Source organism: Magnetospirillum sulfuroxidans (assembly GCF_018224925.1).
Taxonomy (GTDB): domain Bacteria; phylum Pseudomonadota; class Alphaproteobacteria; order Rhodospirillales; family Magnetospirillaceae; genus Magnetospirillum; species Magnetospirillum sulfuroxidans.
In genome coordinates this window covers 52,223-76,543 of record NZ_JAGTUF010000002.1, presented here as the reverse complement: position 1 = coordinate 76,543, position 24,321 = coordinate 52,223, and the positions used below count along the sequence as shown (strand labels likewise).

Sequence of the window (24,321 nt, the reverse complement as noted above, 5' to 3'; positions counted from 1 at the left end):
GGATTAATGTCGGCAAAGGCGATCTGTCTTGTCCAGCACCGCGCGCCACATGGACCACGCCACCGCCGGCAGCATCACGGTGGCGAGCAGTCGTAAGAAGACTTCGGTGGCGCCGCCGCGTTCGCCGCGCAACAAGATGTCGTCGGTGCAGGCAAAGCGCTGGGCGAAGGCGCCGTCACATTCCTTCATCCGCTCAACCATGGCGGGGGAACGGTGGTTGCCGACATTGTCGGCGTTGATTTCGGCCAGCAAGGTGGTGCCGACCACGGCGATCCAGGCGCAACACAAAAACCCCAGCACATTTCCCATGATGTGCAGGCGGTGACTCAGTGTTTCCAACGGATTGCGGTGGCGTCTGTCCACGTGCCTAGCCTTCTGCCGACGGGTGGAGTGGTCTTGTCGGGGCCATTATGCGCGTTTTGTCGTTCTTTCGGCAATCATCAAGTGATTATTCGCGGGCCGAGAGCATACGCCAGCGGCGTTCCGCCTCGACCGCTCCTGCTACGGCGGCGGGGGGCAGAACCAGGCAGTTATTTTCGTCGGTCTGACGCAATTTCAGGCAAACGCTGATCGCCTTGTCCTCTTTCAGGCCGGCGATCAGGCCGCGATAGCGTACGCCGTCGAACGGTTTGATGGTCACGATCGGCTTGCCGCCGCCCAAGGCCGGGGAAACTTCCCGCTGGCGCTGGGCCAATTTCCGGCGCACGGCGGCTTCATCGCGACCAAAGGCCACTTCGATGGCCCAACCGGGGGGCATGCGGGCGGCCGAGGCGATGTCGCCGGGCATGGTCCCGCCGGCACAGACCTGGGCCGACAGATCCGGGGGGCTGCGATCATCATTGGCCAATTGCAACAAATTGCCGCCGGCCGGGGCGGTGAAGGCCTTGTTCATCAGTCCCGATGTCAGGGTCAGACGCTGGCCCTTGGCCGCCGCGCCCATGACGATCGCGATGGCGCTGTGGCCGTTGCGGGTGGCGGCGGCGGCCAGATTATATCCGGCCGGGCAGGTGAAGCCGGTCTTGAGGCCCTCGGCCCCCGGATACGAGGCGACGAAGCCGTTGACGGTGGGCAGATTGGCCTTGCCCCAGTGCATGGAGGTGCTGGCGAACAGCGGCCAACGCTGCGGGAAATCGCGCCTCAGCGCCAAGGCCAGCACCGCCATGTCGCGGGCGGTGGTGAGGTGGCCGGGGGCGGTCAGGCCGGTGGCATTGAGGAAATGACTGGCATTCATGCCCAAGCGTTGGGCCTGTTCGCTCATGCGCTGGGCAAAGGCCGCCTCGCTGCCGGCCAGATGCTCGGCCACCGCCACCGCCGAATCATTGGCGGAACGGACCACCAGGGATTTCAGCGCTTCGGCCAGACCGATGGTGGAGCCGGCTTTCAAGCCAAGAACCGAGCCGCCTTGGCTTGCCGCCTTATCCGAGACGGTGATGCGGGTGGCGGCATCGGCCTTGCCGGCGGCCATGGCTTGGAAGGCAAGGTAAACCGTCATCATCTTGGTCAAGGAAGCCGGATGGCGGGGCTGGCCGGCTTGGCTTTGCTGCAAGATGGCGCCAGAGACGGCGTCGATGACGATAGAGGCCGGCGGCGGCGCTTCGCCAGCGCCGGCGGCTGCGCTGGCCAGCAGGACGGGCAGGGCAAGGATGAGTTTTCGCATGGGGGGCGGATCACATCATCCCTGCGCCCGGCATGCAAGGCTTTCACGCGACTTTATCGACAATATCGTAGAATTCGCTTTCCTCCCGCGCGACCCTGGTCTTGAGCAGGGCCAGCACCGTGATGGTGTCGGCGACGAATTGGGGGGGATTGCGGGCAATGGCCAAGGGGCCGGGCCAGGATCGCTTGTAGGAATCGAAGCGGGTTCCCAAATCGCCCATTTCGGTTTGAAACCGGGTGGCGATCTGGCGCAGGTCAAGATCGTCGTGACGCAGGCAACGCGGGTACAGGCTGTTATCTTCCAAGGCCAAATGGATGGAGAACTTGCCGAACAATTCACGCACCGCCACGACCGCCGCGCTGGGATCGGCGGTGATGGCGGCGGCGTCCAGAACCGCTTCGATGCGGCTGGCGATGGCGCGGAGTTCCTGGTGGTGTTTGCGATAGGTTTCGGTCGGGCGCATGGCGGTCTTTCCTGTGCTGGGAATGCCGCCTTAATACCCGACAAAAACAATATGGTATTTGACCTTTATCAAGCTGCGATAGGCTCTATATACCGCAGCTTGAAACTGTGTTTTAAAAGGCGTAGCCGATTTTGGCCATGGTCAGCCAATTGTTGGCGCTTTCGGCCTCGGTCCACTGATAGCGGCTTTCGATCCCAAACAAGGCGTGCCCTTGGATATAGGTGGCGGAAACGCCGAATTGGACACCGATACCGTCATCCAGATCCTTGCCGTCGGCCCAGACATAGCCCAGGCCGGGGCCGGCCCCGATCCACACGCCGGAATTGGATTGAAACACCCAATGCAGGTTCCATTCGGCGCTGTCGAGTTTCAAGCCGTCGCTGTCGGCATGGTTCCATGACAGCATGTGGCGGAGCTTGCCGGCAGGCATTTCGCTCCAGATATCATCGGCGGAGAGTTCCAGGCCATAAGCCGGACCACCACTGAAGCCGTTGACGTCGGCGTCCCACCAACCGCCCTTGGCGGCCATGGCGATGTTCGGTTTGGGGCCATAATCGCCGGCCTGGGCCGACAATGGGGCGGTCAAGGCCAGGACGGCAACCGCCAGGGAAAGTATGAACGGGCGCATGGCGACCTCCTTTGCTTTGGGATTTGCCATGGATCAATCATTAATCTGCGATCGGTGGGGCTTGTTTACCAGGGGCTTGTGCGCATGGCTGAGCTTCAGTCTTTGATCGGCTGCGTATCGCCGTCGCCCAACGGTTTTTGCATCAGGACGCTGTCGATCCAGCGGCCGAATTTCCAGCCGACCGCTTTAAGGATTCCAGCATCGTTGAAGCCGCAGGAACGATGCAGGCATATGGAGCCGGTGTTGGCGGAATCGCCGATGACCGCGATCATCTGGCGATAGCCCAAGGCGGTGCATTCGTCCAACAGGCGGGTCAACAAGGCCTTGCCGATGCCTTGGCCACGGGCATCGGCATGAATGTAGATGGAATCCTCCAGCGTCCAGTCATAGGCTGGCCGGGTCCGATAGGGGCCGGCATAGGCATAGCCGCGCACGATCCCGCCAGTCTCGGCCACCAGCCAGGGCAATCCCTTGTCGGTCAAGGCGGCGCGGCGACGGGCCATTTCCTCCATCGCCGGCGGATCAAGTTCGAAACTGGCGCTGCCGGTCAGCACATGATGGGCATAGATGGCCTGGGCGGCGGCGATGTCGGCGGTGGTGGAGGGGCGGATAAGCATGGCGCCACTTTAGCATCCCGCACCGCCGTCTGGAATCAGCTGATGCGGTAGCCAATGCGCAAGGCCCCCCAATGGCGGCCGCGCACCATGATCGGGGCCGAGGCATCCTTCATCATCACGTATTTCCCCCCGCCCATGTTGCGACGATAAGATTGCAGCAAGAACGGTTCGGTGTTGCGGGCGGCGTCCAGTCCGGTTTGGTCGTCAAACAGGCGGCGGTTGCGGCAATGGGCGTTGTTCCAATCGGGATCTTGGCTTTGCGGTTGGGAAAAGTCCGGGTTGTGGGTGGGAAGAAAGCCGTTGCGGTCGACGGCGGTGCAAAAAGCGACGCGAGCATCGAAATCCAGCACCGGATCTTGATGCGGCGGCAACAACTGATCGGTCAGGGCGACGAAAGCGGTCAGGTGCTGTTGCGGAGCCGTCGCCGGGACGGGCTGATAATCCTGGTCGAATAAAGCATCGAGACTGATCCGGCCGTGGTCGAGCGCGTTCTCGAAGGCGGCGGCGATGGCGGCCGCCTTTTGCTGCGCCAGGGTGATGAACGGTTCGTCGTCGGAATGAAAGCCGGTGTCGGCCACATGGGCGAGAAAAGATTCGATCTCGCCGCGCAGATGTTCGGCTTGCTGGGCCAAGTGGTGTGATGAATCCAGCACGGATTGCGCCGTGCTCTGAGTCGACAGGCTGGCCTTGCCGACGCTGCCGATGATGGCGTTGACGGCGTGGGTGGCCTGTGCCGCCAGTTCGGCGCCGTGGGCGATTTCGCGGGTGGCGTTGCCCTGTTCCTCGATTGCCGTGGTCATTTCCGTGGCCAGCCGGCCGATATCGCCGACAACCTCGATGATGCCGTCCATGGCGCTGGCGGCGCCGTCGGTCACCGCCCGCATGGCGTTGATTTGGCCGGATATTTCATCAGTGGCCTGGGCGGTTTGTTGGGCCAGATGCTTGACTTCTTCGGCCACCACGGCGAAGCCCTTACCGGCTTCGCCGGCGCGTGCCGCCTCGATGGTGGCGTTCAGGGCCAACAGGTTGGTTTGATTGGCGATCAGCGCGATGGTGCGCAAGACGCCTTCGATTTCTTTCGAATTTTCCACCACTTTGTGCATGGCCTCGCCGGCTTGGGCGGCGTGTTCGACCGCGGTTCCGGTGACCCGGCCGGTGTCGCGCATGCGGCGGTCGATCTCGTCGATAGAGGCCGCCAATTGGGTTGCCGCCGCCGCCATCGTGTTGACGCTGCCGGCGGTGCGGTCGGCTTCGGCCCCACCGCTTTCGGTCTGCTGGCGGGTGTGCTCGGCGTCACGGGACATGGCTTGGGCGTCGGTCTGCAATTTTCCCGCGGCCAGGGTGACCGCGTGGACGATGGTGCCGACCTGGGTTTCGAAGTCGCGCATGGCCTTGTCGAGATCGCGGCTGCGCAATTCCCGCTTCTGGTTCTGCTGATCTTGTTCGTGCCGCAACTGGTCGGCCTGGGCCAGGGCTTGGCGAAACACGGCCATGGCCTGGGCCATGGCGCCGATTTCGTCGTTGCGATCGGTGGCGGGAATGGTCAGGTCGCGGTCGCCCTGGGCCAGACGTTGCATGGCTCCGCTCATGGCTGCCAACGGTCCGGTGATGCCGCGGGCGAACAGCACGCCGATGGCGCTGACCAAGCTCAGCACGCCGATGCCGGCCAGCAGCATGTGATTGCGCATGGCGTCCACCGGGGCCAGGACCTCGTCCATGGCGGCGTCGGCAACAACCCGCCAGTTCAGGCCCAAGGACTGCCCGGCTTCGGCGCTGGCGCTCATGTTGGTCTTGGGCGCGGTGGCTCGGTCGAAACGCGGCTTGCTGCGCGGGGCGCCATCGGCGCCCAACACATAGGCGTCGCCGGTTTGTCCCAATCCTTGCGGGTTGCCGATGGTGGCGTCCAAGGCCTCGGCTCGCAGGCGAAAGGCGATAACCGCCAGAACGGTGGGGGCGTTGGGGGCGAGCAGGATCGGCGCGGCCAGGAAAGCGGCGCTGGTATCGCCATGGCGGGCGTAATCGCTGGCTCGCACCTGTCCGCCTTGAGGGGCGGAGGCAATGGCGGCGACCAGATCGGCCAAGGCTCCGGCGGGCAGGGGGCGGGCGAAATCCTCGGCTTTGGCGACGCTGTACAGCACCTCGCCCTTGGGCGACACAATCAAGACGTCGGCCAGTTGGCGGCGTTGGCGCAAATCATCGAGCCAAGCCTGGAGGCGTTGATGCGCCATGTCGTACAGGCTGTTGCTGTCCGGCTTTTCCAGTTTATGCAGAGTGTCGGGGCCGTATGGATTGGTATCGACATAGCGATGCCGCAAGGTGGCGGTGATGTCGCCATTGGCCGCTTCCAAGCGCCAGCCATTGGCCAAGCCGATGACCCCGTCGCGAAGAGAGCGGGTGTTGGCGGTCAGGGCCAGATCGCCGACCAGACCCTCCAACAAGGTGTCAACGGCGCCGGCGCGTGCCTGCGCCAGCGCGGTCAGCCGCTCCTGAGCCGCCATACGCAGGCGATCGGCGGCGGTGATATAGGCGAAAATGCCCAGGCACAGGGCGGTGACGACGCAGGCCGCCACCAAAGCCGCGGGAATGCTGTGGCGCAAAAGAAAACGCTTGCTCATGTTTCCTCCCAGAGGATCGCCATGAATGGAAATTATAATTTTGCTCGTGGCGATAAGGACGTCTGAGTGCGGGATTGTTCCCGTCATTTATAGGGCGGAGTAGAGCAATCTGAATGTGTGTGCGTCAATGCATGTGCGTTGCACTGTTACTGATCAAAAGTATAGAAAATTTCGAAATGTTTCCGATGTTTCCATTTGTATTCATAGTGTGACGAAACGTTATTTTAACATGAAAAAGGCGCACCGCTTTCACGGTGCGCCTTTTTGATGAAATCATGCTGATATGGTCAGGTGGTGATGCGATAGCCGATGCGAACCCCGCCCCAATGGCGTCCGCGCACGGTCACCGGGGCCGAAACATCCTTCATCATCACGTATTTGCCGCCGCCCATGTCGCGGCGATAGGTTTGCAACAAGAAGGGTTCGGTATTGCGGCCGGCGCGCAGGCCGGTGCGGTCGTTGAAGATGCGGCGGTTGCGGCAATTGGCGTTGTTCCACACCGGATCCGCGCTGGGGGCGTGGGAAAATTTGTTGTTATGGGTGGGCAAAAAGCCGTTGCGATCGACGGCGACGCAAAAGGCGACCCGCGTGTCGAAATCCAGGATCGGTTCCTGCACGGCCGGTAAGGCCTTGTCGGTCAGCGCCACGAATTTGGTCATGTGCTGGGCTGGATTGCTGCCGGCGATTTCTTGATAGGCCTCGTCAAACAGGGCCTCCAAGGTGATTTGGCCGCCCTCCACCGCCTGGGTGAACAAAGTCGAGACTTTGCCGGCGATTTCTTGCACCAGCAAGATGAACGGGGTGTCGCCGGTGCGAAAACCGGAATCGGCGATATAGCCGATCAGGTCTTCGGAATGGGAGAGCAGCGAGGTGATGCGCTCATCGGCACGGCGCAGGCTTTCGCTGGTCATCGAGATGCCTTCGAAGAACTTGTCGATCTCGGTGATGACGTCCGAACATTGAGTGAGCGAGGTGGTGGCCGCGGCGGAAATGTCGCTGACGCGGGATTCCACCGTGTCGATGGCTTGGCCGAAAACCGATACGGCCTGATTGATGACGCCGACGCCGGAATTGACCGAATCGGCCATTCGCAAGGTGTCGGTGGAAGAGGAAATCAGATCGGTGACCGAACCCGATAATTTGCCGACGGTGTCGTCGATGCCGGCGGTGACGTCGGCGGTTTGCCGGGCCAGGGTCTTGACCTCGGTGGCGACAACGGCGAAACCCTTGCCGGCCTCGCCGGCGCGGGCGGCCTCAATGGTGGCGTTGAGCGCCAACAGATTGGTCTGGCGGGCGATTTTTTGAATGTCGCGCGACATGGTTGAGACTTCGCCCAGCGCGCCTTCCAGTTCCTCGAGTCGCTCCTCGATGCCCTGGACCGATCCGACCAGGCGGTTGATGTCGCCCAGGGCGGCGCCGATGGTGCCAAGCGATTCGCTGGATTGCTGGCCCGCTTGGCTGGTGACGTCACGGGTCTCGCGGCCGGCGGTGTCGATACGGCGGATCGCTTCGGCCATGGTATGGGCGATGCCCTTGAGATGGCCGAACAGTTCTTCCTGGTGTTTGACGAATTTAGCCAAGCCGTCGATGGTGCCGGCGATATCGGCGACCTCCAGGCTCAGATTTTCGATTTTTTCCAGGACTTCCGAGGCGAATTGATCCGCTTTATCGGAATCCGGACGGACCTCGCCCACATGCACTGTCATCCATGCCCTCCCTTGAGGCGTTCTTATTTTAACCCCGAGGACTTTTTGTCCCTTATGGCTTGGAGCTAGTTAAACAAACGGCGGACGCCGGGTCAATCGTCACACAGGATTAGCGAGGCTGGCATGGAAGTATGAGCTTACTTTCCCTGTGCCAATTTCAGTCGGCGTGAAATAAATATGGGAGATACGCACTTGGATTGCTTCTAAAGGTATCTTTTCTAATACCTATGGTCACGGCAAAAGGGTCCAGGTTCTCAGCCATTCGGCGACACTCCATGCCTGGGAAATGCAACCGCGCGGAGTGTGCGGTGGGGCGCCATCGAAGACTTCGGCGATGGTGCCTAAGCCGAATTGACTGAGGTGAGGGACAAAGCCAGCCAGATCGGCGGCGACGGTTTCCGTGTCGTTGGGATGCGCTTTCAGCCAGGCTTGGGCAAATGGCCCGATCAGCCATGCCCACACCGTGCCTTGATGATAGGCGCCGTCACGTGCCCAGCGGTCACCGGTAAAATGCGGTCGATAGGCCGGGTGGTCGGGGGCGAGCGAGCGCAGCCCCACCGGCGTCAACAGGGCGCGGCGCACCGTGGCCAGCATTATCGGCCAGGCGGCGGGGGCCAGCACCGGATGCGGCAACGAGATGGCCAGTAATTGATTGGGCCGCAAGGTCGGGTCATCGCCGTCCTCGCCATCGACGACGTCGTAAAGATACCCCCGTTCTTCCGACCAGAAACGGTGGTTGAACGCCGCCCGGATACGGCCGGCCAGGTTGTCTGTTTCTGTGGCGTCCTGCCCCAAAAGCCGCTGCCAATCGCCCATACAGGCGACCGCATTGTGCCACAGCGCATTGATTTCCACCGCCTTGCCGCGACGGGGGGTGACTACCCAATCTTGCACCTTGGCGTCCATCCAGGTCAGTTGCAGCCCGGCTTGGCCTTGGCGCAACAGACCGTCGGCGGGGTCCATGGCGATGCCAAAGCGGGTGCCGGCGCGATGATGGTCCAAGATGTCGGTCAAAACCGGCATCAGGCTGCGCAGGAAGTTCAGGTCGCCACTGGCGGCGACGACGCGATCGACGGCATGAAAAAACCACAAGCTGGCATCGGCGGTATTGTACAAGCCGTCTTCGTGCCCATCCGGAAACATATTGGGGATCAGCCCATGGCGCACATGGCCGGCGAAGCCGTGCAAGATGGCCTTGGCTTCGTCGATGCGGCCGGTCACCAGGGTCAGGCCTTCCAGCGCGATCATGGTGTCGCGGCCCCAATCGGCGAACCAGTGATAGCCGGCCATGATCGTGCGCGCTTGGGGGGCGCTGGTGCGGTGGCGCGGCTGGACGACAAAGGAATCGGCGGCCAGCACCAGCTCTGCCGCCACGCCATCGCGGCAGGACGGATGGGCGCGGTCCAGCAAGGCGCGGCGCCGCAGGATCTCGGCGGCGAAGGCATCCCCGGCGGCGGGTATTTCGCAGCCCAAGGTCAGTGCCGCCGGATGGTCGCCATCCAGCCGGCACAGCAGATGACCGGGCGACCACAAGGGGCCTTGCGCCGGGTCGCCACCCTCGGCCTCGTTGGCGTAGAACATGGTAGTGGTCAGCGGCTCGGCGGCGGCGCTGACGTCTTCGGCCGCAAGAACAAAGCGGAGCGGCGGCAAATCGGGAATGTTGGCGGTCAGGCACGGCCCCCAGGCCACGGCTTCGCCCCAGGCCGGGGCGGCATCCACCGCAAGGCCGTGCGGGCGGGCCTGGATCCACGGCTGAAGGGTCAGGCCGCGGCAGGGTCCGGCCAGAACCTGCCAACGCGCATGGGTGACGTTGTGGCCGTATTCCATCACCAAACGGCGCTCGATCACGCATTCAGCCCACTGAAACCGCCATACCGGCAAGCCCCATTCAAGTCGGAATTCGGTCAGCAAGGCGTCAGCATCGGTGCCGGCCCCCAGGGTGAACTGGCGATCATCGGTCAGATGGATGGTTTCGATCATGCGGTTGACCAGCATGGTCCGGCCCCAGGGCGGCGGCAATGCCGCCACCAGCCATCCGTGATAGCGGCGGATGGGGGGACCCGCCAACGGGCCGCAGGCATAGCCGCCCAGGCCGTTGGCAATCAGCCATTCACGCGGCGCCTGGGCCGGTTCGCTGATGGGGTGGATGATGCGCGTCGGGATCATGAACCCAGTCTCGTCGGTTGACCTGTGCCCATGGTGTGGCCTGTTCCGGCTTACGGCAAGCTGGGAATCCGTATCGGAGATTTGCTAAACTGCGCCACCATCCACGCACGAGGCGGGAAAGGCTGACGCATGAGCGGCTGGGGCTGTGTTCACGAAGTCAACGAAACCTGCACCCGCGTCGCCGGTCGTCCCTGTGATCCCGGAATGAAGGGCTGCGTGCTGGCCGGGCGCTTTCGCTTTTCCAACGATGACAAGAATCGCCCGGCGAAGAAGCCGTCGGCGGACGAAAAAAATATTCCGAAATCGGAATAATCAGCGGCCATTCCCCAGTTCGGGCAGCCAGGTCGCGGTGCCCGATCCTTGCGGCGGCGAGGTCGGCTTGGCCGGACCGGAGGGCGACGGTGGCGGCGGCGCTTTCGGCGCTTCCGCTGTCGATGGTTCGTCGCCGCCGATGGCGACATCGTCCAGGGTCGGGACGGCGGCATCCTTGCTTTCGCTTTTCTTCGCCGTCTTGGTCAGGTTTTTCACCCGGTTGTCGATATTGGTAATGGCGGCGCGGTCGGAATCCACCGCCTTGACCCATTCGGCCCGTTCCGCCTTCAGCGCCGCATCCAGGGCGTCCAGGCGCGCGGTGAAGGGATGGGTCAGCTCACTGACCTTGCTTTGGGCTTCGGTGTGCATGTTGGCCTTGATCTTTTCGATCTCTTCCAACAGGTCGCGCTTGATCCATTTGGATTTCTTGTCCAGTTCGTCGCCCATCTTGTTCAGGCGATCTTCCACTTCGGAATTGATCTGGACTTTGATTTCATAGGCCGATTTGACCAGATTGGCCATGTACATCATCAGGCCGCCGCCGATGATCAAAACCACTCCGGCTGCCAAGGAAATGATGAGAACGGTGGAAAAACTCATGAAATCCGCCGGGCCAGAATGAAAAATCGAGATGTGCGCTTGCTGGCCGCCACTGTGGGTCATCGGGGATTGCAATGCAATACCTGTTGCCGGACGCATGGTTTGACTGCTTTCGCAGTTGGCCTTGTTGCGATGTCGCAACAAGTGGCAGTGTTGCGCCACTTGGCGAAGATTTCATCGCAATGCGGCAAGCGCTGTTGACTCGCCGGCTTTGTGATCTGAATATCCGCCATTCCACATCCGTACGGGGGATGCCCATGTTCGCTCGTCTGTCTCGCTTCGCCGCTTTCGCGGTGGTTGGTTTGGCGGCTGTTTCCGCCCAGGCCGAAGACAAGGTTTTGAACGTCTACAACTGGTCTGACTACATCGCCAAGGACACCTTGGAGAAATTCACCAAGGAAACCGGCATCAAGGTCAAATACGACACTTATGGCGACAACGAGGTGTTGGACAACAAGCTGATGACCGGCAAGTCCGGTTATGATGTGGTGTTTCCGTCGGCCTCGCCGTTCTTTGCTCAACAGATCAAGGCCGGTGTGTTCCAGAAACTGGATTTGGCCAAGATCCCCAATGCCGCCGGTCTGGACAAGGCGGTGATGAAAAGCCTGACCGTGTCCGATCCGGGCAATGCGCATGGCGTGCCGTATATGATGGCGGCGACCGGGTTCGGGTTTAACGTCGATGCCGTCAAGAAATTGCTGCCGGATGCGCCCACCGATTCCTGGGCCATGCTGTTTGACCCGGCGGTGGTGTCCAAGCTGAAGTCGTGCGGAATCGCCTTGCTCGACACGCCGTCCGAGGCGGTGCCGGCCATTCAGATGTTCCAGGGCAAGGACCCCAATGTCCAGACCGAGGAAAACCTGAAGGCGGCCATGGATGGGCTGATGGCCGTGCGCTCCAGCTTCCGGTACATCCATTCGGAAAAGTACCGCGCCGATCTGGCCAACGGCGATATCTGTCTGACTTTGGGCTATGTCGGCGATTTGGTGCAGTCGCGCACCCGCGCCGCCGCGGCCAAAAAGAAGCAGAACATCCAGATCGTCATCCCCAAGGAAGGCGCCTTGGTCAATATCGACATGATGGCCATTCCGGCCGATGCCCCGCATCCCGATGCGGCGCATGCCTTCATCAACTTCATCTTGCGCCCCGACATCGTCGCCGAGATCACCAACGAAACCGGTTATGCCAACGCCGTTCCCGCCTCGCTTGCCAAGGTGGAGCCGGAAATGGCCGCTGACCCGGTGATCTTCCCGCCCGATAGCGTGCGCGCCAAGATGATCACCCCACCGTTGCCGGCCGGCAAGGACTATGACCGGGCCCGTTCGCGCGCTTGGGCGAAGTTCCGCGCCGCCAAGAAATAAGGACGATCCCGGTGAGTCTTGCGGTTCGTCCGGAACGTGAAGCCCGTCCCCCGGCCATTCAAATCCGAGGGGTGGAAAAACGGTTCGGCGACGCCGTCGCCGTCGCCGGGATTGATCTGGATATCCAGGAGGGGGAGTTCTTCTCCCTCCTGGGCCCGTCTGGCTGCGGCAAGACCACGCTGCTGCGCATGATGGCCGGATTCGAAACCCCCACCGCCGGCAAGGTGCTGATCGCCGGGGCCGACATGACGTCGGCGCCGCCCTATGAGCGGCCGGTGAACATGATGTTTCAGTCTTATGCCTTGTTTCCACACATGAATGTCGCCGACAACGTGGCGTTCGGCTTGAAACAAGATGGTGTGGCCAAGGCGGAGATCCCCAAAAGGGTGGCCGAGGCCTTGGATCTGGTGCAGATGGGCGATTTCGCCAAACGCAAGCCGCACCAGATGTCGGGCGGCCAGCGCCAGCGCGTCGCCCTGGCCCGTTGCCTGGTCAAGCGCCCCAAGGTGGTTCTGCTGGACGAGCCGTTATCGGCGCTGGACAAGAAGCTGCGGGAAAAAACCCAGTTCGAACTGGTCAATATCCAAGAAAAAGTCGGCATCACCTTCGTCATGGTCACCCACGACCAGGAAGAGGCGATGACCATGTCCACCCGCATCGCGGTGATGGATGCCGGCCGCATTTTGCAAGTGGGCCGCCCGCACGAGATTTATGAATACCCCACCAGCCGCATGGTCGCCGATTTCATCGGCACCGCCAATTTCTTCGCCGGAACGGTGGAAAGCGCCGCCAATGGTTTGGTGACCTTCCGCGCCGCCGGCATCGAAGCGCCCTTGACGGTGGCTGGCGCCTTGGCGCCGGGCAGCGCGGCAGCGGTGATGGTGCGGCCGGAAAAAATCCTGATGGGGCGCGAGGCCCCGGCCGGCGCCGCCAATTCGGTGTCGGGGATGATCAAGGAAATCGCCTATCTGGGCGACGTGTCGATCTATCATGTTCGCCTGGATTCGGGCGTCATGATCATGGTGACCAACGCCAATTTGCGCCATTCGGCCGAACCGGCGGTGACTTGGGAAGACCGTGTCCACCTGTCCTGGCATCCCGGCAACGCCGTGGTTCTGCCATGAGAGTGGCGGGCGGTCGTCGTGAATGGGGCCGCCGGCTGGTGCTGGCGGTGCCCTATATCTGGCTGGTGGTGTTCTTTCTGACGCCGCTGTTGATCGTCGCCAAAATCAGCTTTTCGGAGATGCGGCTGGGCATTCCGCCCTATGAGCCGCTAATCGATTGGGCGCAAAGCGGCGTGGCCATGGTGCGGGCCAGCTTCAATAATTATGCGCTGCTGTTCGAGGATGATCTTTATGTCCAGGCCTATATTCAATCGCTGACCATCGCCGGCATTTCCACCCTTTTGTGCCTGTTGATCGGCTATCCCATGGCGCTGGGCATCGCCCGGGCGCCGGAACGGTCGCGCGGGCCGTTGCTGTTGCTGGTCATCGTGCCGTTCTGGACGTCGTTCCTGATCCGCGTTTATTCGTGGATGAGCATTTTGCGGGATGAAGGCGTTCTTAACCATGCGTTGATGGGGTTAGGGCTGATCGACGAGCCGTTGGTCATCCTCAACACCGATTGGGCGGTGTATGTGGGCATTGTTTATTCCTATCTGCCGTTCATGGTGTTGCCGCTTTACGCCACCTTGGAAAAGCTTGATCCGTCGCTGCTGGAAGCCGCCGCCGATTTGGGAGCACGGCCCATTCGCGCCTTCTTGGCGGTGACGCTGCCGCTGTCGCTGCCCGGCATCGTCGCCGGCTCGTTGCTGGTGTTTGTGCCGGCGGTGGGGGAATACGTCATCCCCAACCTGTTGGGCGGCGGCGACACCCAGATGTTGGGCAAGGCGTTGTGGGACGTGTTCGCCCAGACCCGCGACTGGCCGTCGGCCTCGGCGCTGGCGGTGGCCATGCTGGTCGCCCTGGTCATTCCCATCGCTTTGTTCCAGCGGTTGCAAACCCGCCTGGAAGAAGAGGAGCGCCGCTGATGCGCCGGTCTTCCGCCCTGACGACGGCGCTGTTGTTCGGCTATGCCTTTCTTTACGCGCCCATCGCGCTGCTGATGGTCTATTCCTTCAACGCTTCCCGCGAAGTCAGCGTCTGGGGCGGCTTTTCCACCAAATGGTATGGCGAATTGCTGCAAAACCAGGCCTATCTGGATGCCGGATGGCTGTCGTTGAAGATTGCCGCCACCAGCGCCACCGGCGCTTTGATTCTGGGGACGCTGGCGGCGCTGGTGCTGGTGCGCTATGGCCGCTTTCGCGGCCGGCTGTTGTTCAACGGTCTGATCACCGCCCCCCTGGTGATGCCGGAAATCATCTTGGGGCTGGCCATGCTGCTATTGTTCGTGGCTTTGCAGGACCTGATCGGCTGGCCCGATGGTCGTGGCTTCACCACCATCGCCATTGCCCACACCACGGTGGGCATGGCCTATGCCACCGTGGTGATTCGCTCGCGGTTGGCGCAGATGGACGAAAGCCTGGAAGAGGCGGCCATGGATCTGGGGGCGCGGCCGATCAAGGTCTTCTTCCTGATCACCATCCCGGTGATCGCGCCGTCCTTGGCGGCGGCGTGGCTGTTGGCCTTTACCCTGTCCTTGGATGATGTGGTGGTGGCGCAATTCGTCTCGGGCCCCGGCTCGACCACCTTGCCGATCGAGGTGTTTTCGTCGGTGCGCCTGGGCGTCAGCCCGCAGGTCAACGCGCTGGGCACCATCATCGTCGTCGCCGTCGCCGTCATTATCGGTGTGGCGTGGCGGCTGAGCACGCGCAAGCGCTGATAGACGGTTTGGCTTTGTCAGGTCTTGAATTCCGGCTTGATCCGATATGATGCAACCTTGACATTTTTAGTCATTTCGCTGTCTTCACAGGATGCCATGTATTGATCGATGTCCTGGATACCATTCATGCTTTCGCTCAAATGCGACCACATCTTTCCGTTTCCTTGCGAAAGTCCGACGTGAATTAGTCCTTCGCAAGGTGAGAAAAAACACAGAACGCGGCCAGGATCTATATTGCTTCCATCGGTATGTTTCTTCATGTCCGTGAGGAGAGACATGAATTTTTCTGGCTCTTCATATGCGTTTGTGGAATTTATTGCTTTGGCGGCTGCTTTCAGCAAGTACCCCTTCTCTATCAAGAAGTAAAGCAATGCCTGCCAGCAGTTCATAGATTCTTTTCCCTTTGGTTTTCCAATGGCATAGTAGAAAAATGTGTTGTTGTTCTCGTCGCTTGGATATGAGTAGCCAAGGGCGCTGAGCCTTTCCTGGTCTTCATCTCCGGGAAGCGGGGTTGAGGGGCGCTCCATGCGTTGCACCGTCCCCGTGCGGACCGCCGGTGCCGAGTGGGACGTGATAGGCGGCGCGGAAATTGCGGCGGAGCCGAATTGTGTCGGCGGCGGCGGCGGCCAACGGGAGGTGGTGTCCATCTTCGGCTGAGCGCTGGCGGCTGTTGGGGCGAATTTGGTCGGTGGCGGCGCGTGTGACCCTGGGGTGGGCGTTCGGGAGAGCTGCGGTTTCGGCTGCAACAAACCCTTGGCTGGGCCGAATTTGGTGGGCGGTGGATGGTGCCGAGACATGGCTCTCCCCCAAAGTGGACGCACCAAATGCAGGCAAGGGTAGCTTCTGATTACGTGTTTTTCAACCGGTTTCGATGCCTTTAGATCAGGAACAGATCGTCCAGCGCCTTGAACAGGTCGTCGCCGAAGCTGGGCCCCTTGTGCAGCACCGGCACCTTGCGCGGCAGCAGCGCCAGCGATTCATCGTGGCTGTCGAGCGAGGTGATGACGGCAATGGGGATATTGCGGGTACTGGGCATGGATACCAGGGCGATGGCCAGATCAATGCCGTCCAGATGCGGCATCAGGGCCGAGATGATGACCAGATCGGGCTTGCTTTGTACCGCGAGGGAAAAGGCGTCGATGGTGTCGGGCACCACCAAGGTGCGATAGCCGCATTGCTGTAGTTCGCGTTCGACATAGCGGGTCTGGGCGCCCGGCGGCATGACCAGCATGACCTCGACTTCGCGGATGGCGATGTCGGCCAGATCAAAGCCCAGTTTGCGCGGCAATGCCCGCACCAGGGACGAGGTTTCCTTTTCCGCCGTTTCCGGGTTATCGACCAGTCCTTGCATGCGGTCGATATAGATTTGCAGATCATCCCAGGCCCGAGGCGGCAGCACCTTGGGCGCTTGGGCGAGGTAATCGTCCAGACGTCGAGAGACGGTGGAGAGGGCGCGCAGGCCGAAATTGCTGGCCTGGCCGCGCAGGCGCAAGGCGGTGCGGCGGAATTCCGCCACCACCTCGGCCTCGGGGGTGTGGGCATGGCGGCCGCTGTCGAGGAGAACGTCCAGGGCCTGCACGGTTTCCGCCGCTTCGTCGAGAAACTCCCGCCGCAAGTCATCGGAGAGATCGTGGTAGCTGTGATGGACGTTGGCGTTTTCGGTCATGATGCAGCTTTGCGGCAAGAAGCGTTTTCGAACCCGCGTCAGCTTACCCCAGGCGAAGGCATCGGGCCATCCCCAGCACGGTCCGGATGCCAGATAGTAGAGGGGTACCAAAAGTGCATATTGCAAGCCATTGAAAACGCGGTGATGCTATCTGCACAGGTGTGATTTGTGGGGATGAGGTTTTGGGTTCGGAAAACACCATCGAGCGTATCGCCAAACGAGAAATTTTAAGCTGTCCGCCGGCGACGACGATCCTTGAGGCGGCGCGGGCCATGTCACAGGCCCGTTGTTCCTCGATTGTCGTCACCGAAGACGGCCTGCCTATCGGGATTTGGACCGAGCGCGACGCGCTGAACGTTGATTTCGCCGATCCCGCCAGTTTGAATCGCTCCATCGTCACGGTGATGAGCGCCCCGATCAAAACAATTCACGGTAAAACCAGTTTGGGCGATGCCGGTCTGCGCTTCCAGATGGAAGGGGTGCGGCATTTCGTTGTTATCGACGATTCCGGCCATCCCACCGGCGTTGTCAGTCAAAGCGACGTGATCTTGCGCCATGGCGTCGAACATTATCTGGTGCTGCGCAATGTCGGTTCGGCCATCAATCGGCCGATGGTCAGCATCCCCCCCCAGGCCTCGCTGGCCGAGGCGGTGGCGCAGATCAATGCCGGTCGGGCCGATGCCGCCGTCGTGATCGGCGATCACGGCGAAGCGCCGGGGATCATCACCGAACGCGATTTGATCCGCATTATTGCCGGTGGCGGCGACGTGCCGGTTTGTGTCGGCGACATCGCCAGCCGGCCGCTGATCAGCGTGTGCGAGACCGACAGCTTGCTGTCGGCGCGCAATATCTTGGAGGAACGCCATATCCGTCATCTGGCGGTGGCTTCCGAAAGCGGCGAATTGAAGGGGGTGTTGTCGTTCTCCGACATCTTGGCCTCGCTGCAATACGAATATGTCCAGCGTCTGGATGAAGCCCTGCGCGAACGCGACGAAGCGTTGCTGAAGTCACGCAAAGACCTGCATTTGGCCCGCAAGGTCATCGAGGCGTCGCTGGACGGCATCATGATCTGCAATCCCAAGGGATTGATCGAATTCGTCAATCCCGCCTTCACTCAATTGACCGGTTTTCAGTTCGACGAGGTCATCGGCCAAAGGCCGTCGCTGCTGCAATCGGGTCTGCATGACGCGACGTTTTATGACCGCATGTGGCAATCCCTGCATCTTCAGGGCATCTGGCAGGGGGAGATCTGGAACCGTCGCAAGACCGGTGAAGTCTATCCGGAATGGCTGACCATTAACGTCATCCGTGACGAAGATGGCGTCATCACCCAATATGCGGCGGTGTTTTCCGATATCAGCGAACGCAAGAAAACCGAAGAGCGCATCAAGAATTTGGCTTATTTCGACGTGCTGACCGGCCTGCCCAATCGAAGGCTGTTCACCGACCGTCTGCAAGTGGCCATCGCCCACGCCCATCGCCACGGCGTGCAATTGGCCATCATGTTTCTTGATCTGGACCTGTTCAAACGCATCAACGATTCGCTGGGGCATGGCATCGGCGATCAGGTGCTGTGCGAAGTGGCGCAGCGCCTGGAACGTTGCGTGCGCGAAGGCGACACCGTCGCCCGGTTGGGCGGCGATGAATTCGTTGTTTTGCTGCCGGAAATCGAACACGTCGAAGATGCCGCCAAGCTGGCGGATCGGGTCATCAGCTACGTCAAGCAGCCGCTTAAGGTGGACGAACACGAATTGTACGTCACCACCTCGGTCGGCATCGCCGTCTATCCGGAAGATGGCTTGACCGACGAAACCCTGATCAAGAACGCCGACACGGCCATGTACCGGGCCAAGGATCTGGGGCGCAATTCCTATCAGCTTTATACCCCGGCGATGAACGCCCGCTCGTTCGAGCGTCTGGCCATGGAATCGTCGCTGCGTCATGCCCTGTCGCGGCATGAATTCACCTTGGTCTATCAAGGAAAGATCGACTTGAATTCGGGCCGCATGTCAGGGGTTGAGGCGCTGGTGCGCTGGCGGCACCCGGAAATGGGGCTGATTTCGCCGGCCGAGTTCATCCCGTTGGCGGAAAACATGGGGTTGATTTCCGAAATCGGCGCCTGGGTTCTCAGGGCCGCCTGCAGGCAATGTCAGTCGTGGCATGAATTGGGTTTGCCCCGCGTGCGCATGGCCGTCAACGTTTCGACGCTGCAATTCCGCGAAGGCGATGTCGCCGAGCTGGTCAAGCAGGCACTGACCGAATCGGGCTTGCCGCCACAATTCCTGGAATTGGAAATCACCGAATCGGTGCTGATGCAGCGCGTCGATGAAAATGCGCATGTGCTGCAAGAATTGCGTTCCATGGGGATTCACATCTCCATCGATGATTTCGGCACCGGCTATTCGTCGCTGTCTTACTTGAAGCGGATGCCCATCGACGCGTTGAAGATTGATCGTTCGTTCGTCAACGACATCACCGAGGATGGGGACGGCGCCGCCATCGTTTCCACCATCATCAATCTGGCCCATAACCTGAAGCTTCGGGCGGTGGCGGAAGGGGTGGAAACCCAGGAACAGGCGGATTTCCTGCGCGCGCGCGGTTGCGACGAGATCCAGGGTTTCTTGGTCAGTCGCCCGGTTTCCGCCGACGATCTGGTCAGTCTGTTCGATCGCAACCTGCTTTAGCCGGCGGGACGGCATTGGCCGAAACGGTTTTCAGGTAATTGTTATCGTCTGATAACGCTTCTATTGCCTGTACTAAGAAAATCGCCATCCCATCATTGGTTGTATTGATACGATGACTTTTGACTTAGCTTTAAACTTCTTCTTAAATACTTTGAATTTAAAGATAAAGGCTCACGTCAGAAGGAGGTGAGCTTGGGCCGGAGAAGCAGCCTTGGATCGGTGATGGTGGCGGCGGCGGTGATGTCGTCGTTGACGGCCTGCGCCCTGGAGCCAGAGAAGCTTGGTGAAATTCGCCAAGAGCTTGACCGCCATGCGGAAAGTTTGCCGCAAGATATTTTGGCCCAACCGCTCGGCGTTGATGACGCCATCGCCTTGGCGGTATCCCATAATCTCGATTCTCGGGTTAAATTGCTGGAAGAGGTGCTGGCCCAAGGCAAGGCGGATCTGTCCATCTTCGCCATGCTGCCGCAAATGGCCGCCAAGGGGGGGCTGAGCCGGCGGGGACCGGGTAAGGCGACCACATCCAAGGACTTGTCCACCGGCACCAGCGGTAATTATTCCACCAGCGACGAAGCCACCAGCCGCACCAGTGATCTGACGGCAACCTGGAATCTGATGGATTTCGGCATCGCCATGCTGCGGGCCGAGCAGGACGAAGCCCGCGTCACCTTGGTGATGGAAAAGCGCCGCCGTGCCCTGCATCTGCTGATTCAAGATGTCCAAGCCGCCTATTGGAAGGCGGTGGTCAATGAATATGCGGAAAAGAAATACAACGCGCTGGAATTGCGGCTGATCCGGTCGGTCAAGGACGCGGAAGACGCCGAGCGCAGCAAGGTCGGCGACCCCATGCAGATGCTGGGGCATCAACGCGCCATCGTCGACACCATGCGTCAGATTGCCGAGATGCAGCGCCAGACCGCCACCGCTCGGGCCGATTTGGCCGGGCTGATGGGGGTGCGATCCATCGCCGCCTTTCAATTGGCCGAGTTGAAGGAGGGCACCACCTTAATGGTCGAGCCGCCGGCTTCCGACATCGAGGCGTTGCAACAGGTGGCTTTGGATAACCGGCCGGAATTGCGGGGCGAGGAAGCGCAGTTTCACATTGATGTCCAAGAAATCTATACCGAGCTGTTGAAGTCGTTGCCTGGCATTGGCCCGTTTATCGGCGGCCATTACGACGCCAATTCCTATCTCAAGTACAACGCCTGGGCCGATGCCGGGGTTCAGGTGGCGTGGAATCTGGTGGATTTCATCAGTGCGCCCAAGCGGATCGGCCAAGCCCAGAACATCGCCGAGATTACCCGGGCCCGCCGTCTGGCCTTGGGCATGGCGGTGGTCACTCAGGTGCGCGTCGCCGACATTCAGTATCGCCATGCCATGAAGGAATACCGCCTGACCGAGCAGATGGCCACGATTGACCGCCGCATTACCTCGCTGGCCGGCAAATCGCGGTCGGCCGGCAGCGGCAGCGCCATGGAAGAAATCAAGGCCGAGGCCGCCGCCATGCTGTCGACGTTGCGCCGTTTCATTTTGTACTCGGATTTGCAAGCGGCCAAGGCGCGGTTGAATGCCGCCATGGGAATCGACCCGCAGCCCTTGCCGGAGGCGATCCCGCGTGTCACCGCCGCCCTTACCTACTGATCCGGGGATGATTGAAGCGCAGGCCAAGGCGATTTCCGCCTGCCTGCGCGGGATGGGGCATGCCGTCGCCGCTTCGGCCCTCAGGGACAGCTATGGCATGGCCGTCGCCGACGCGGCGGCGCAGCCGTGGATTGTCGCCTTATCGCGCCATGGCTTCGCCGGCCATGTGGAAATGCGAACGAACCCGGCCAAATTGTCCGCCGATCTGTTTCCCTGCGTCGTGCTGGAGCCGGTGGCCAGTCATCTGACCGCGCCGCCGGTTCAGGGCGAGGCCGCCACCGTGCTGTTCATCCGGCCGCAATTGGATAAATCCATCGCGACGACGCCGACGTCGTGGCCGGCATTGCTGGCGTCGTGGAAGCCCATGGTGATGCGGGCCGGATTAGCCGGCGGTCTCGCCAATATTCTGGCTTTGGCGGCGCCGTTGTTTTCGGCCCAGGTCTATGACCGGGTGTTGCCGCACGGTTTGTTGGATTCGCTGGCGGCCATGGCCATTTTGTTCCTGGTCGCCGCCTTGTTCGAGCAGGTGTTTCGTCGCCTGCGCGCCTTGTTCGTCGAAGACGCCTTGCACGAAGGCAATGTGCGGTTGGCCATGGACATGCACCGCCGGATATTGGAAACCCGTTTTGACGGCGCCGCCGCACCGTCGGGGCATCTGATGCGCATGTTGCAGGATTTCGACGCCATCCGCGACGGCTTTGGCGCCGCCGCGGTGTCGTTGCTGGCCGATCTGCCGTTCATGGCCTTGTTCTTGTTCGGTCTGTTCTTGTGCGATCCGCTGATCGCCGTGGTCGTGCTGGGACTGAACGTGGCGGTCAGCCTGTCCACCTTCATTGCCATTCACCGTCAAAAGCTGTTGCATCGGGAATTGTCGCACGCCGCCAGCTTCCGCGCCCAAGCGGCGCAGGAATCGTTCTTTGACCCGGAAAGTGTGCGCCGGGTCGGGGCTCAGGCCTATCTGCAAGGCCGGTTTCGTCAGGGCACGGTGTTGTATGCCGCCGCCGCCCGCGCCATTCGCAGTTTGTCGGCGGCGCGGGGCAACCTGTCCATGCTGGCGCAAAATCTGGCCATGTTGGCGGCCATTGGCCTGGGCGGCTGGCGCGCGGTGGAAGGTCATATGAGTGCCGGCGTCATTCTGGCCGCCACCATGCTGGCCACCCGTTTTACCGGGGCGACCATGCAGTTGATCGCGGTGGTGCCGCAGACTTTGGCGGCGCTGGCCTCGCTTGAGGCCTTGCGCACGGTTACCGGTCGGCCAACCGAGCGGCCGCAGGGAACCGCGTTGATTCATCGGCCCATCGCCCAAGGTCATGTGATGGTCGAAGGGGTGGTCGCACGCTATCCAGCCGCCGCCCATCCGGTATTGGATGGGGTCGATTTGACCATCGGCGCCGGTCACCGTCTGGCGGTGGTCGGGCCATCGGGATCGGGCAAGACCACCTTGGAAAAGGTGCTGACCGGGATCATCCGCCCGGAAACCGGTCGGGTCTTGTTGGACGGGGTCGATATCAGCCTGATTGATCCCGCCGACCTGCGCCGTCATCTGGCGGTGTGTCCGCAAAATCCGCCGCTTTATTCCGGCACCTTGCGCACCAATCTGTCGCTTGGCGGCCGCGCCTCAGATGACGAGATGATCGCCATGCTCAATGGTCTGGGGGCGGGGGGGATCATGCCGGTGGGCATGGGGCTGGATTTCGAGGTGATGGAGGGCGGCCGCAATCTGTCGGGCGGTCAGCGTCAATTGGTGGCCCTGGCCCGCACCTTGTTGCAGGTCGCCCCGGTCACCATCTTGGACGAACCCACCGCCGGCTTGGATGAAGCGACGGAGCGCCGGGCCATCGCCGGCATTCATAAGGCTATCGCTCATCGCAGTCTGGTGGTGATCTCGCACCGGGCGGCGGTTGCCGCTTTGTCCTTGCGGGTGGCGAGCATGGAGCGGGGCAAGATCGTCCGCCTGAGCCAGCGTGACGCGCCGGCGCCACAACCCAAGGGGGCGGGGAGCTGATGGAAAAACGTCGCGCCGGCTCAGCCCTTGATGCCTTTCGCAGTCCGATCCATGGCATTGCGCCGACACTGACGCCGCCTTCGGCCTCGTGGTTGCTGTTGTGGTGCGTGATCGCCTTTGTCGGCATGATCGGGGCGGCGGCGGTGTTGGAACTGGACGAGGTGGTTACCGCTCCGGCCCGTGTCGAGCCGTCGGGACAAATCCGCCATGTCCAGCATTTCGAGGGCGGCACCATTCAGGACGTGCTGGTGCGTGAAGGCAGCTTCGTCAGCGAAGGCGAGGTGCTGGTGCGGCTGATCAATTCGCAAGGCGCGCAGGATCTGGCCGACAAACGCGCCCGCTGGGCGGCGTTTCAAGCCCGTGCCGCACGGTTGAAAGCCGATCTGGCCGGAACCAAGGATATTGCCTGGCCAACCGGCATCGCCATCGATGACGACATCAAGCGGCGCGAAATGACCATTCACACCGAACGGCTGTCCCATCGCGGTCAACAGGTGACGGTGATCCAGCGCGAGATGGAACGTCGCCGCCGCGAAGTGACGGAGACCGAAACCCGACATACCGGTCTGGCCCGCGCCCAATCCAAGGGCACCGAGGAAATGCGCATCAAGCGCAAGGCCTATGATGTCGGCGTGGTCGGCAATCAGGAAATCGTCAAGCTGGAGCGCGAGCAATTGATGCTGGACACCGAAGTGTCCACGGCGCGCGACACCATTTCCCGCCTGCAAGCGCAATTGTCCGAGGCCGAGGCCAAGCTGTCCGAGTTTGAAAAGGGCTGGCGGACCGAGGTGCTGGAAGACATCAGCAAGGTCGAGGCGGAAATTTCATCCTTGAAAGCCACCATGGAGGTGGCCACTGACCGCGAATCCCGCTCTGACGTCCGCTCTCCGGTGCGCGGGATCGTCAAGATGGCCGCCATCACCAGCGTCGGCCAAGTGGCCAAGCCCGGCGATACCTTGATGGACATCGTGCCGCTGGATGACGCTTTGGTGGTCGAAGCCCGCGTGCCGCCGGAAGATATCGGCCATTTGCGCGGCGGTTTGCGCGCTTCGATCCGGTTGTCGGCCTATGACCCGTTCCGCTATGGCCAATTGGCCGGTCGGGTGATGGCCGTCGGCGCCGATTCCATCGAGGAAGCTCACGGCAACGCCACCAGCACTTATTACAAAGTGGTGATCCAGTCGGAACAAGCGGTGCTGCATGACGGCAAGGGCGCTGCCCATGCCGTGCGTTCGGGCATGGCCGGCACCGCCTCGATTGTCATTGGTCGCAAATCCGTTCTGCGGATGATTTTCGACCCTCTTTTGCGCAATGAAGTGATTTTTTCGCTCAATTCGTTCAGACTACCCTGATCAGTCATTCCCAAGAAAGGTGAATGCC

General features: G+C 61.4%; 20 protein-coding genes. 9 read left to right on the top strand and 11 right to left on the bottom strand.

The window, feature by feature from the left end:
• Positions 1 to 3: 3 nt before the first annotated feature.
• The 8 genes from KEC16_RS04310 to KEC16_RS04275 form a co-directional block, all read right to left on the bottom strand.
• Entirely contained in the window at positions 4 to 363 is a 360-nt protein-coding gene (locus KEC16_RS04310) for a hypothetical protein (protein WP_211546441.1), read from the bottom strand.
• An 85-nt stretch (positions 364 to 448) separates the two neighbouring features.
• A complete protein-coding gene (locus KEC16_RS04305; protein WP_211546440.1) occupies positions 449 to 1,657 on the bottom strand; it encodes a D-alanyl-D-alanine carboxypeptidase family protein in 1,209 nt (402 codons plus the stop codon).
• A 43-nt stretch (positions 1,658 to 1,700) separates the two neighbouring features.
• Positions 1,701 to 2,120, bottom strand: coding sequence for a hemerythrin domain-containing protein (locus tag KEC16_RS04300; protein ID WP_211546439.1), 420 nt, complete (start codon positions 2,118 to 2,120; stop codon positions 1,701 to 1,703).
• A gap of 112 nt (positions 2,121 to 2,232) precedes the next feature.
• The gene (locus tag KEC16_RS04295; protein ID WP_211546438.1) at positions 2,233 to 2,748 is read right to left on the bottom strand and encodes a hypothetical protein; all 516 of its coding nucleotides are present in this window, start codon (positions 2,746 to 2,748) and stop codon (positions 2,233 to 2,235) included.
• A gap of 95 nt (positions 2,749 to 2,843) precedes the next feature.
• A complete protein-coding gene (locus KEC16_RS04290) occupies positions 2,844 to 3,365 on the bottom strand; it encodes a GNAT family N-acetyltransferase (RefSeq protein ID WP_211546437.1) in 522 nt (173 codons plus the stop codon).
• A gap of 35 nt (positions 3,366 to 3,400) precedes the next feature.
• Complete coding sequence (locus KEC16_RS04285; RefSeq protein WP_211546436.1) at positions 3,401 to 5,980, bottom strand: methyl-accepting chemotaxis protein; 2,580 nt, start codon at positions 5,978 to 5,980, stop codon at positions 3,401 to 3,403.
• A 287-nt stretch (positions 5,981 to 6,267) separates the two neighbouring features.
• Positions 6,268 to 7,686 (bottom strand): methyl-accepting chemotaxis protein, encoded by a 1,419-nt coding sequence (locus KEC16_RS04280; protein ID WP_211546435.1) that lies wholly within the window; start codon positions 7,684 to 7,686, stop codon positions 6,268 to 6,270.
• Positions 7,687 to 7,917: 231 nt separating this feature from the next.
• Entirely contained in the window at positions 7,918 to 9,852 is a 1,935-nt protein-coding gene (locus KEC16_RS04275) for an amylo-alpha-1,6-glucosidase (protein ID WP_211546434.1), read from the bottom strand.
• 129 nt (positions 9,853 to 9,981) lie between these two features.
• Between KEC16_RS04275 and KEC16_RS04270 the strand changes: the two genes are divergently transcribed.
• Positions 9,982 to 10,164 (top strand): hypothetical protein, encoded by a 183-nt coding sequence (locus tag KEC16_RS04270; protein WP_211546433.1) that lies wholly within the window; start codon positions 9,982 to 9,984, stop codon positions 10,162 to 10,164.
• Here the strand turns inward: KEC16_RS04270 and KEC16_RS04265 are convergent, their stop codons facing one another.
• On the bottom strand, positions 10,165 to 10,764 hold the full coding sequence (locus KEC16_RS04265; protein ID WP_211546432.1) for a hypothetical protein: 600 nt from the start codon (positions 10,762 to 10,764) through the stop codon (positions 10,165 to 10,167). It abuts the gene before it with no gap.
• Between the two features lie 257 nt (positions 10,765 to 11,021).
• On the opposite strand from KEC16_RS04265, the gene KEC16_RS04260 reads away from it, so the two are divergent.
• Genes KEC16_RS04260 through KEC16_RS04245 form a run of 4 tightly spaced genes read left to right on the top strand, consistent with a single transcriptional unit; the run spans position 11,022 to position 14,945 of the window.
• Positions 11,022 to 12,125 carry a polyamine ABC transporter substrate-binding protein gene (locus tag KEC16_RS04260; RefSeq protein ID WP_211546431.1) on the top strand — a complete coding sequence of 368 codons (1,104 nt, stop codon included), beginning with the start codon at positions 11,022 to 11,024 and terminating at the stop codon, positions 12,123 to 12,125.
• An 11-nt stretch (positions 12,126 to 12,136) separates the two neighbouring features.
• A complete protein-coding gene (locus KEC16_RS04255; RefSeq protein WP_346344024.1) occupies positions 12,137 to 13,249 on the top strand; it encodes an ABC transporter ATP-binding protein in 1,113 nt (370 codons plus the stop codon).
• The gene (locus KEC16_RS04250; protein ID WP_211546430.1) at positions 13,246 to 14,154 is read left to right on the top strand and encodes an ABC transporter permease subunit; all 909 of its coding nucleotides are present in this window, start codon (positions 13,246 to 13,248) and stop codon (positions 14,152 to 14,154) included. Before KEC16_RS04255 ends, KEC16_RS04250 begins: the two co-directional genes overlap by 4 nt.
• Positions 14,154 to 14,945 (top strand): ABC transporter permease subunit, encoded by a 792-nt coding sequence (locus tag KEC16_RS04245; RefSeq protein ID WP_211546429.1) that lies wholly within the window; start codon positions 14,154 to 14,156, stop codon positions 14,943 to 14,945. The genes KEC16_RS04250 and KEC16_RS04245 overlap by 1 nt, the downstream gene beginning before the upstream one ends.
• Before the next feature lie 17 nt (positions 14,946 to 14,962).
• Here KEC16_RS04245 and KEC16_RS04240 read toward each other — a convergent pair whose 3' ends face one another.
• A complete protein-coding gene (locus KEC16_RS04240) occupies positions 14,963 to 15,592 on the bottom strand; it encodes a hypothetical protein (RefSeq protein ID WP_211546428.1) in 630 nt (209 codons plus the stop codon).
• 230 nt (positions 15,593 to 15,822) lie between these two features.
• Positions 15,823 to 16,611 carry an Hpt domain-containing protein gene (locus KEC16_RS04235; RefSeq protein WP_211546427.1) on the bottom strand — a complete coding sequence of 263 codons (789 nt, stop codon included), beginning with the start codon at positions 16,609 to 16,611 and terminating at the stop codon, positions 15,823 to 15,825.
• A 182-nt stretch (positions 16,612 to 16,793) separates the two neighbouring features.
• Between KEC16_RS04235 and KEC16_RS04230 the strand changes: the two genes are divergently transcribed.
• From KEC16_RS04230 to KEC16_RS04215, 4 genes are all read left to right on the top strand, one after another.
• Positions 16,794 to 19,295 carry an EAL domain-containing protein gene (locus tag KEC16_RS04230; protein WP_211546426.1) on the top strand — a complete coding sequence of 834 codons (2,502 nt, stop codon included), beginning with the start codon at positions 16,794 to 16,796 and terminating at the stop codon, positions 19,293 to 19,295.
• Between the two features lie 186 nt (positions 19,296 to 19,481).
• The gene (locus KEC16_RS04225; protein ID WP_428846048.1) at positions 19,482 to 20,936 is read left to right on the top strand and encodes a TolC family protein; all 1,455 of its coding nucleotides are present in this window, start codon (positions 19,482 to 19,484) and stop codon (positions 20,934 to 20,936) included.
• 7 nt (positions 20,937 to 20,943) lie between these two features.
• The gene (locus tag KEC16_RS04220; protein WP_211546425.1) at positions 20,944 to 22,941 is read left to right on the top strand and encodes a peptidase domain-containing ABC transporter; all 1,998 of its coding nucleotides are present in this window, start codon (positions 20,944 to 20,946) and stop codon (positions 22,939 to 22,941) included.
• Positions 22,941 to 24,293: an HlyD family type I secretion periplasmic adaptor subunit gene (locus KEC16_RS04215; RefSeq protein ID WP_211546424.1), complete on the top strand. Its 1,353-nt coding sequence runs from the start codon at positions 22,941 to 22,943 to the stop codon at positions 24,291 to 24,293. The genes KEC16_RS04220 and KEC16_RS04215 overlap by 1 nt, the downstream gene beginning before the upstream one ends.
• Positions 24,294 to 24,321: the final 28 nt, after the last annotated feature.

Excerpts from the sequence above, each read along its gene's own strand:
- KEC16_RS04305 (WP_211546440.1), bottom strand. The coding sequence starts at position 1,657 with ATGCGAAAACTCATCCTTGCCCTGCCCGTCCTGCTGGCCAGCGCAGCC.
- KEC16_RS04300 (WP_211546439.1), bottom strand. The coding sequence starts at position 2,120 with ATGCGCCCGACCGAAACCTATCGCAAACACCACCAGGAACTCCGCGCC.
- KEC16_RS04295 (WP_211546438.1), bottom strand. The coding sequence starts at position 2,748 with ATGCGCCCGTTCATACTTTCCCTGGCGGTTGCCGTCCTGGCCTTGACC.
- KEC16_RS04290 (WP_211546437.1), bottom strand. The coding sequence starts at position 3,365 with ATGCTTATCCGCCCCTCCACCACCGCCGACATCGCCGCCGCCCAGGCC.
- KEC16_RS04285 (WP_211546436.1), bottom strand. The coding sequence starts at position 5,980 with ATGAGCAAGCGTTTTCTTTTGCGCCACAGCATTCCCGCGGCTTTGGTG.
- KEC16_RS04280 (WP_211546435.1), bottom strand. The coding sequence starts at position 7,686 with ATGACAGTGCATGTGGGCGAGGTCCGTCCGGATTCCGATAAAGCGGAT.
- KEC16_RS04275 (WP_211546434.1), bottom strand. The coding sequence starts at position 9,852 with ATGATCCCGACGCGCATCATCCACCCCATCAGCGAACCGGCCCAGGCG.
- KEC16_RS04270 (WP_211546433.1), top strand. The coding sequence starts at position 9,982 with ATGAGCGGCTGGGGCTGTGTTCACGAAGTCAACGAAACCTGCACCCGC.
- KEC16_RS04265 (WP_211546432.1), bottom strand. The coding sequence starts at position 10,764 with ATGAGTTTTTCCACCGTTCTCATCATTTCCTTGGCAGCCGGAGTGGTT.
- KEC16_RS04260 (WP_211546431.1), top strand. The coding sequence starts at position 11,022 with ATGTTCGCTCGTCTGTCTCGCTTCGCCGCTTTCGCGGTGGTTGGTTTG.
- KEC16_RS04250 (WP_211546430.1), top strand. The coding sequence starts at position 13,246 with ATGAGAGTGGCGGGCGGTCGTCGTGAATGGGGCCGCCGGCTGGTGCTG.
- KEC16_RS04245 (WP_211546429.1), top strand. The coding sequence starts at position 14,154 with ATGCGCCGGTCTTCCGCCCTGACGACGGCGCTGTTGTTCGGCTATGCC.
- KEC16_RS04240 (WP_211546428.1), bottom strand. The coding sequence starts at position 15,592 with ATGGACACCACCTCCCGTTGGCCGCCGCCGCCGCCGACACAATTCGGC.
- KEC16_RS04235 (WP_211546427.1), bottom strand. The coding sequence starts at position 16,611 with ATGACCGAAAACGCCAACGTCCATCACAGCTACCACGATCTCTCCGAT.
- KEC16_RS04220 (WP_211546425.1), top strand. The coding sequence starts at position 20,944 with ATGATTGAAGCGCAGGCCAAGGCGATTTCCGCCTGCCTGCGCGGGATG.
- KEC16_RS04215 (WP_211546424.1), top strand. The coding sequence starts at position 22,941 with ATGGAAAAACGTCGCGCCGGCTCAGCCCTTGATGCCTTTCGCAGTCCG.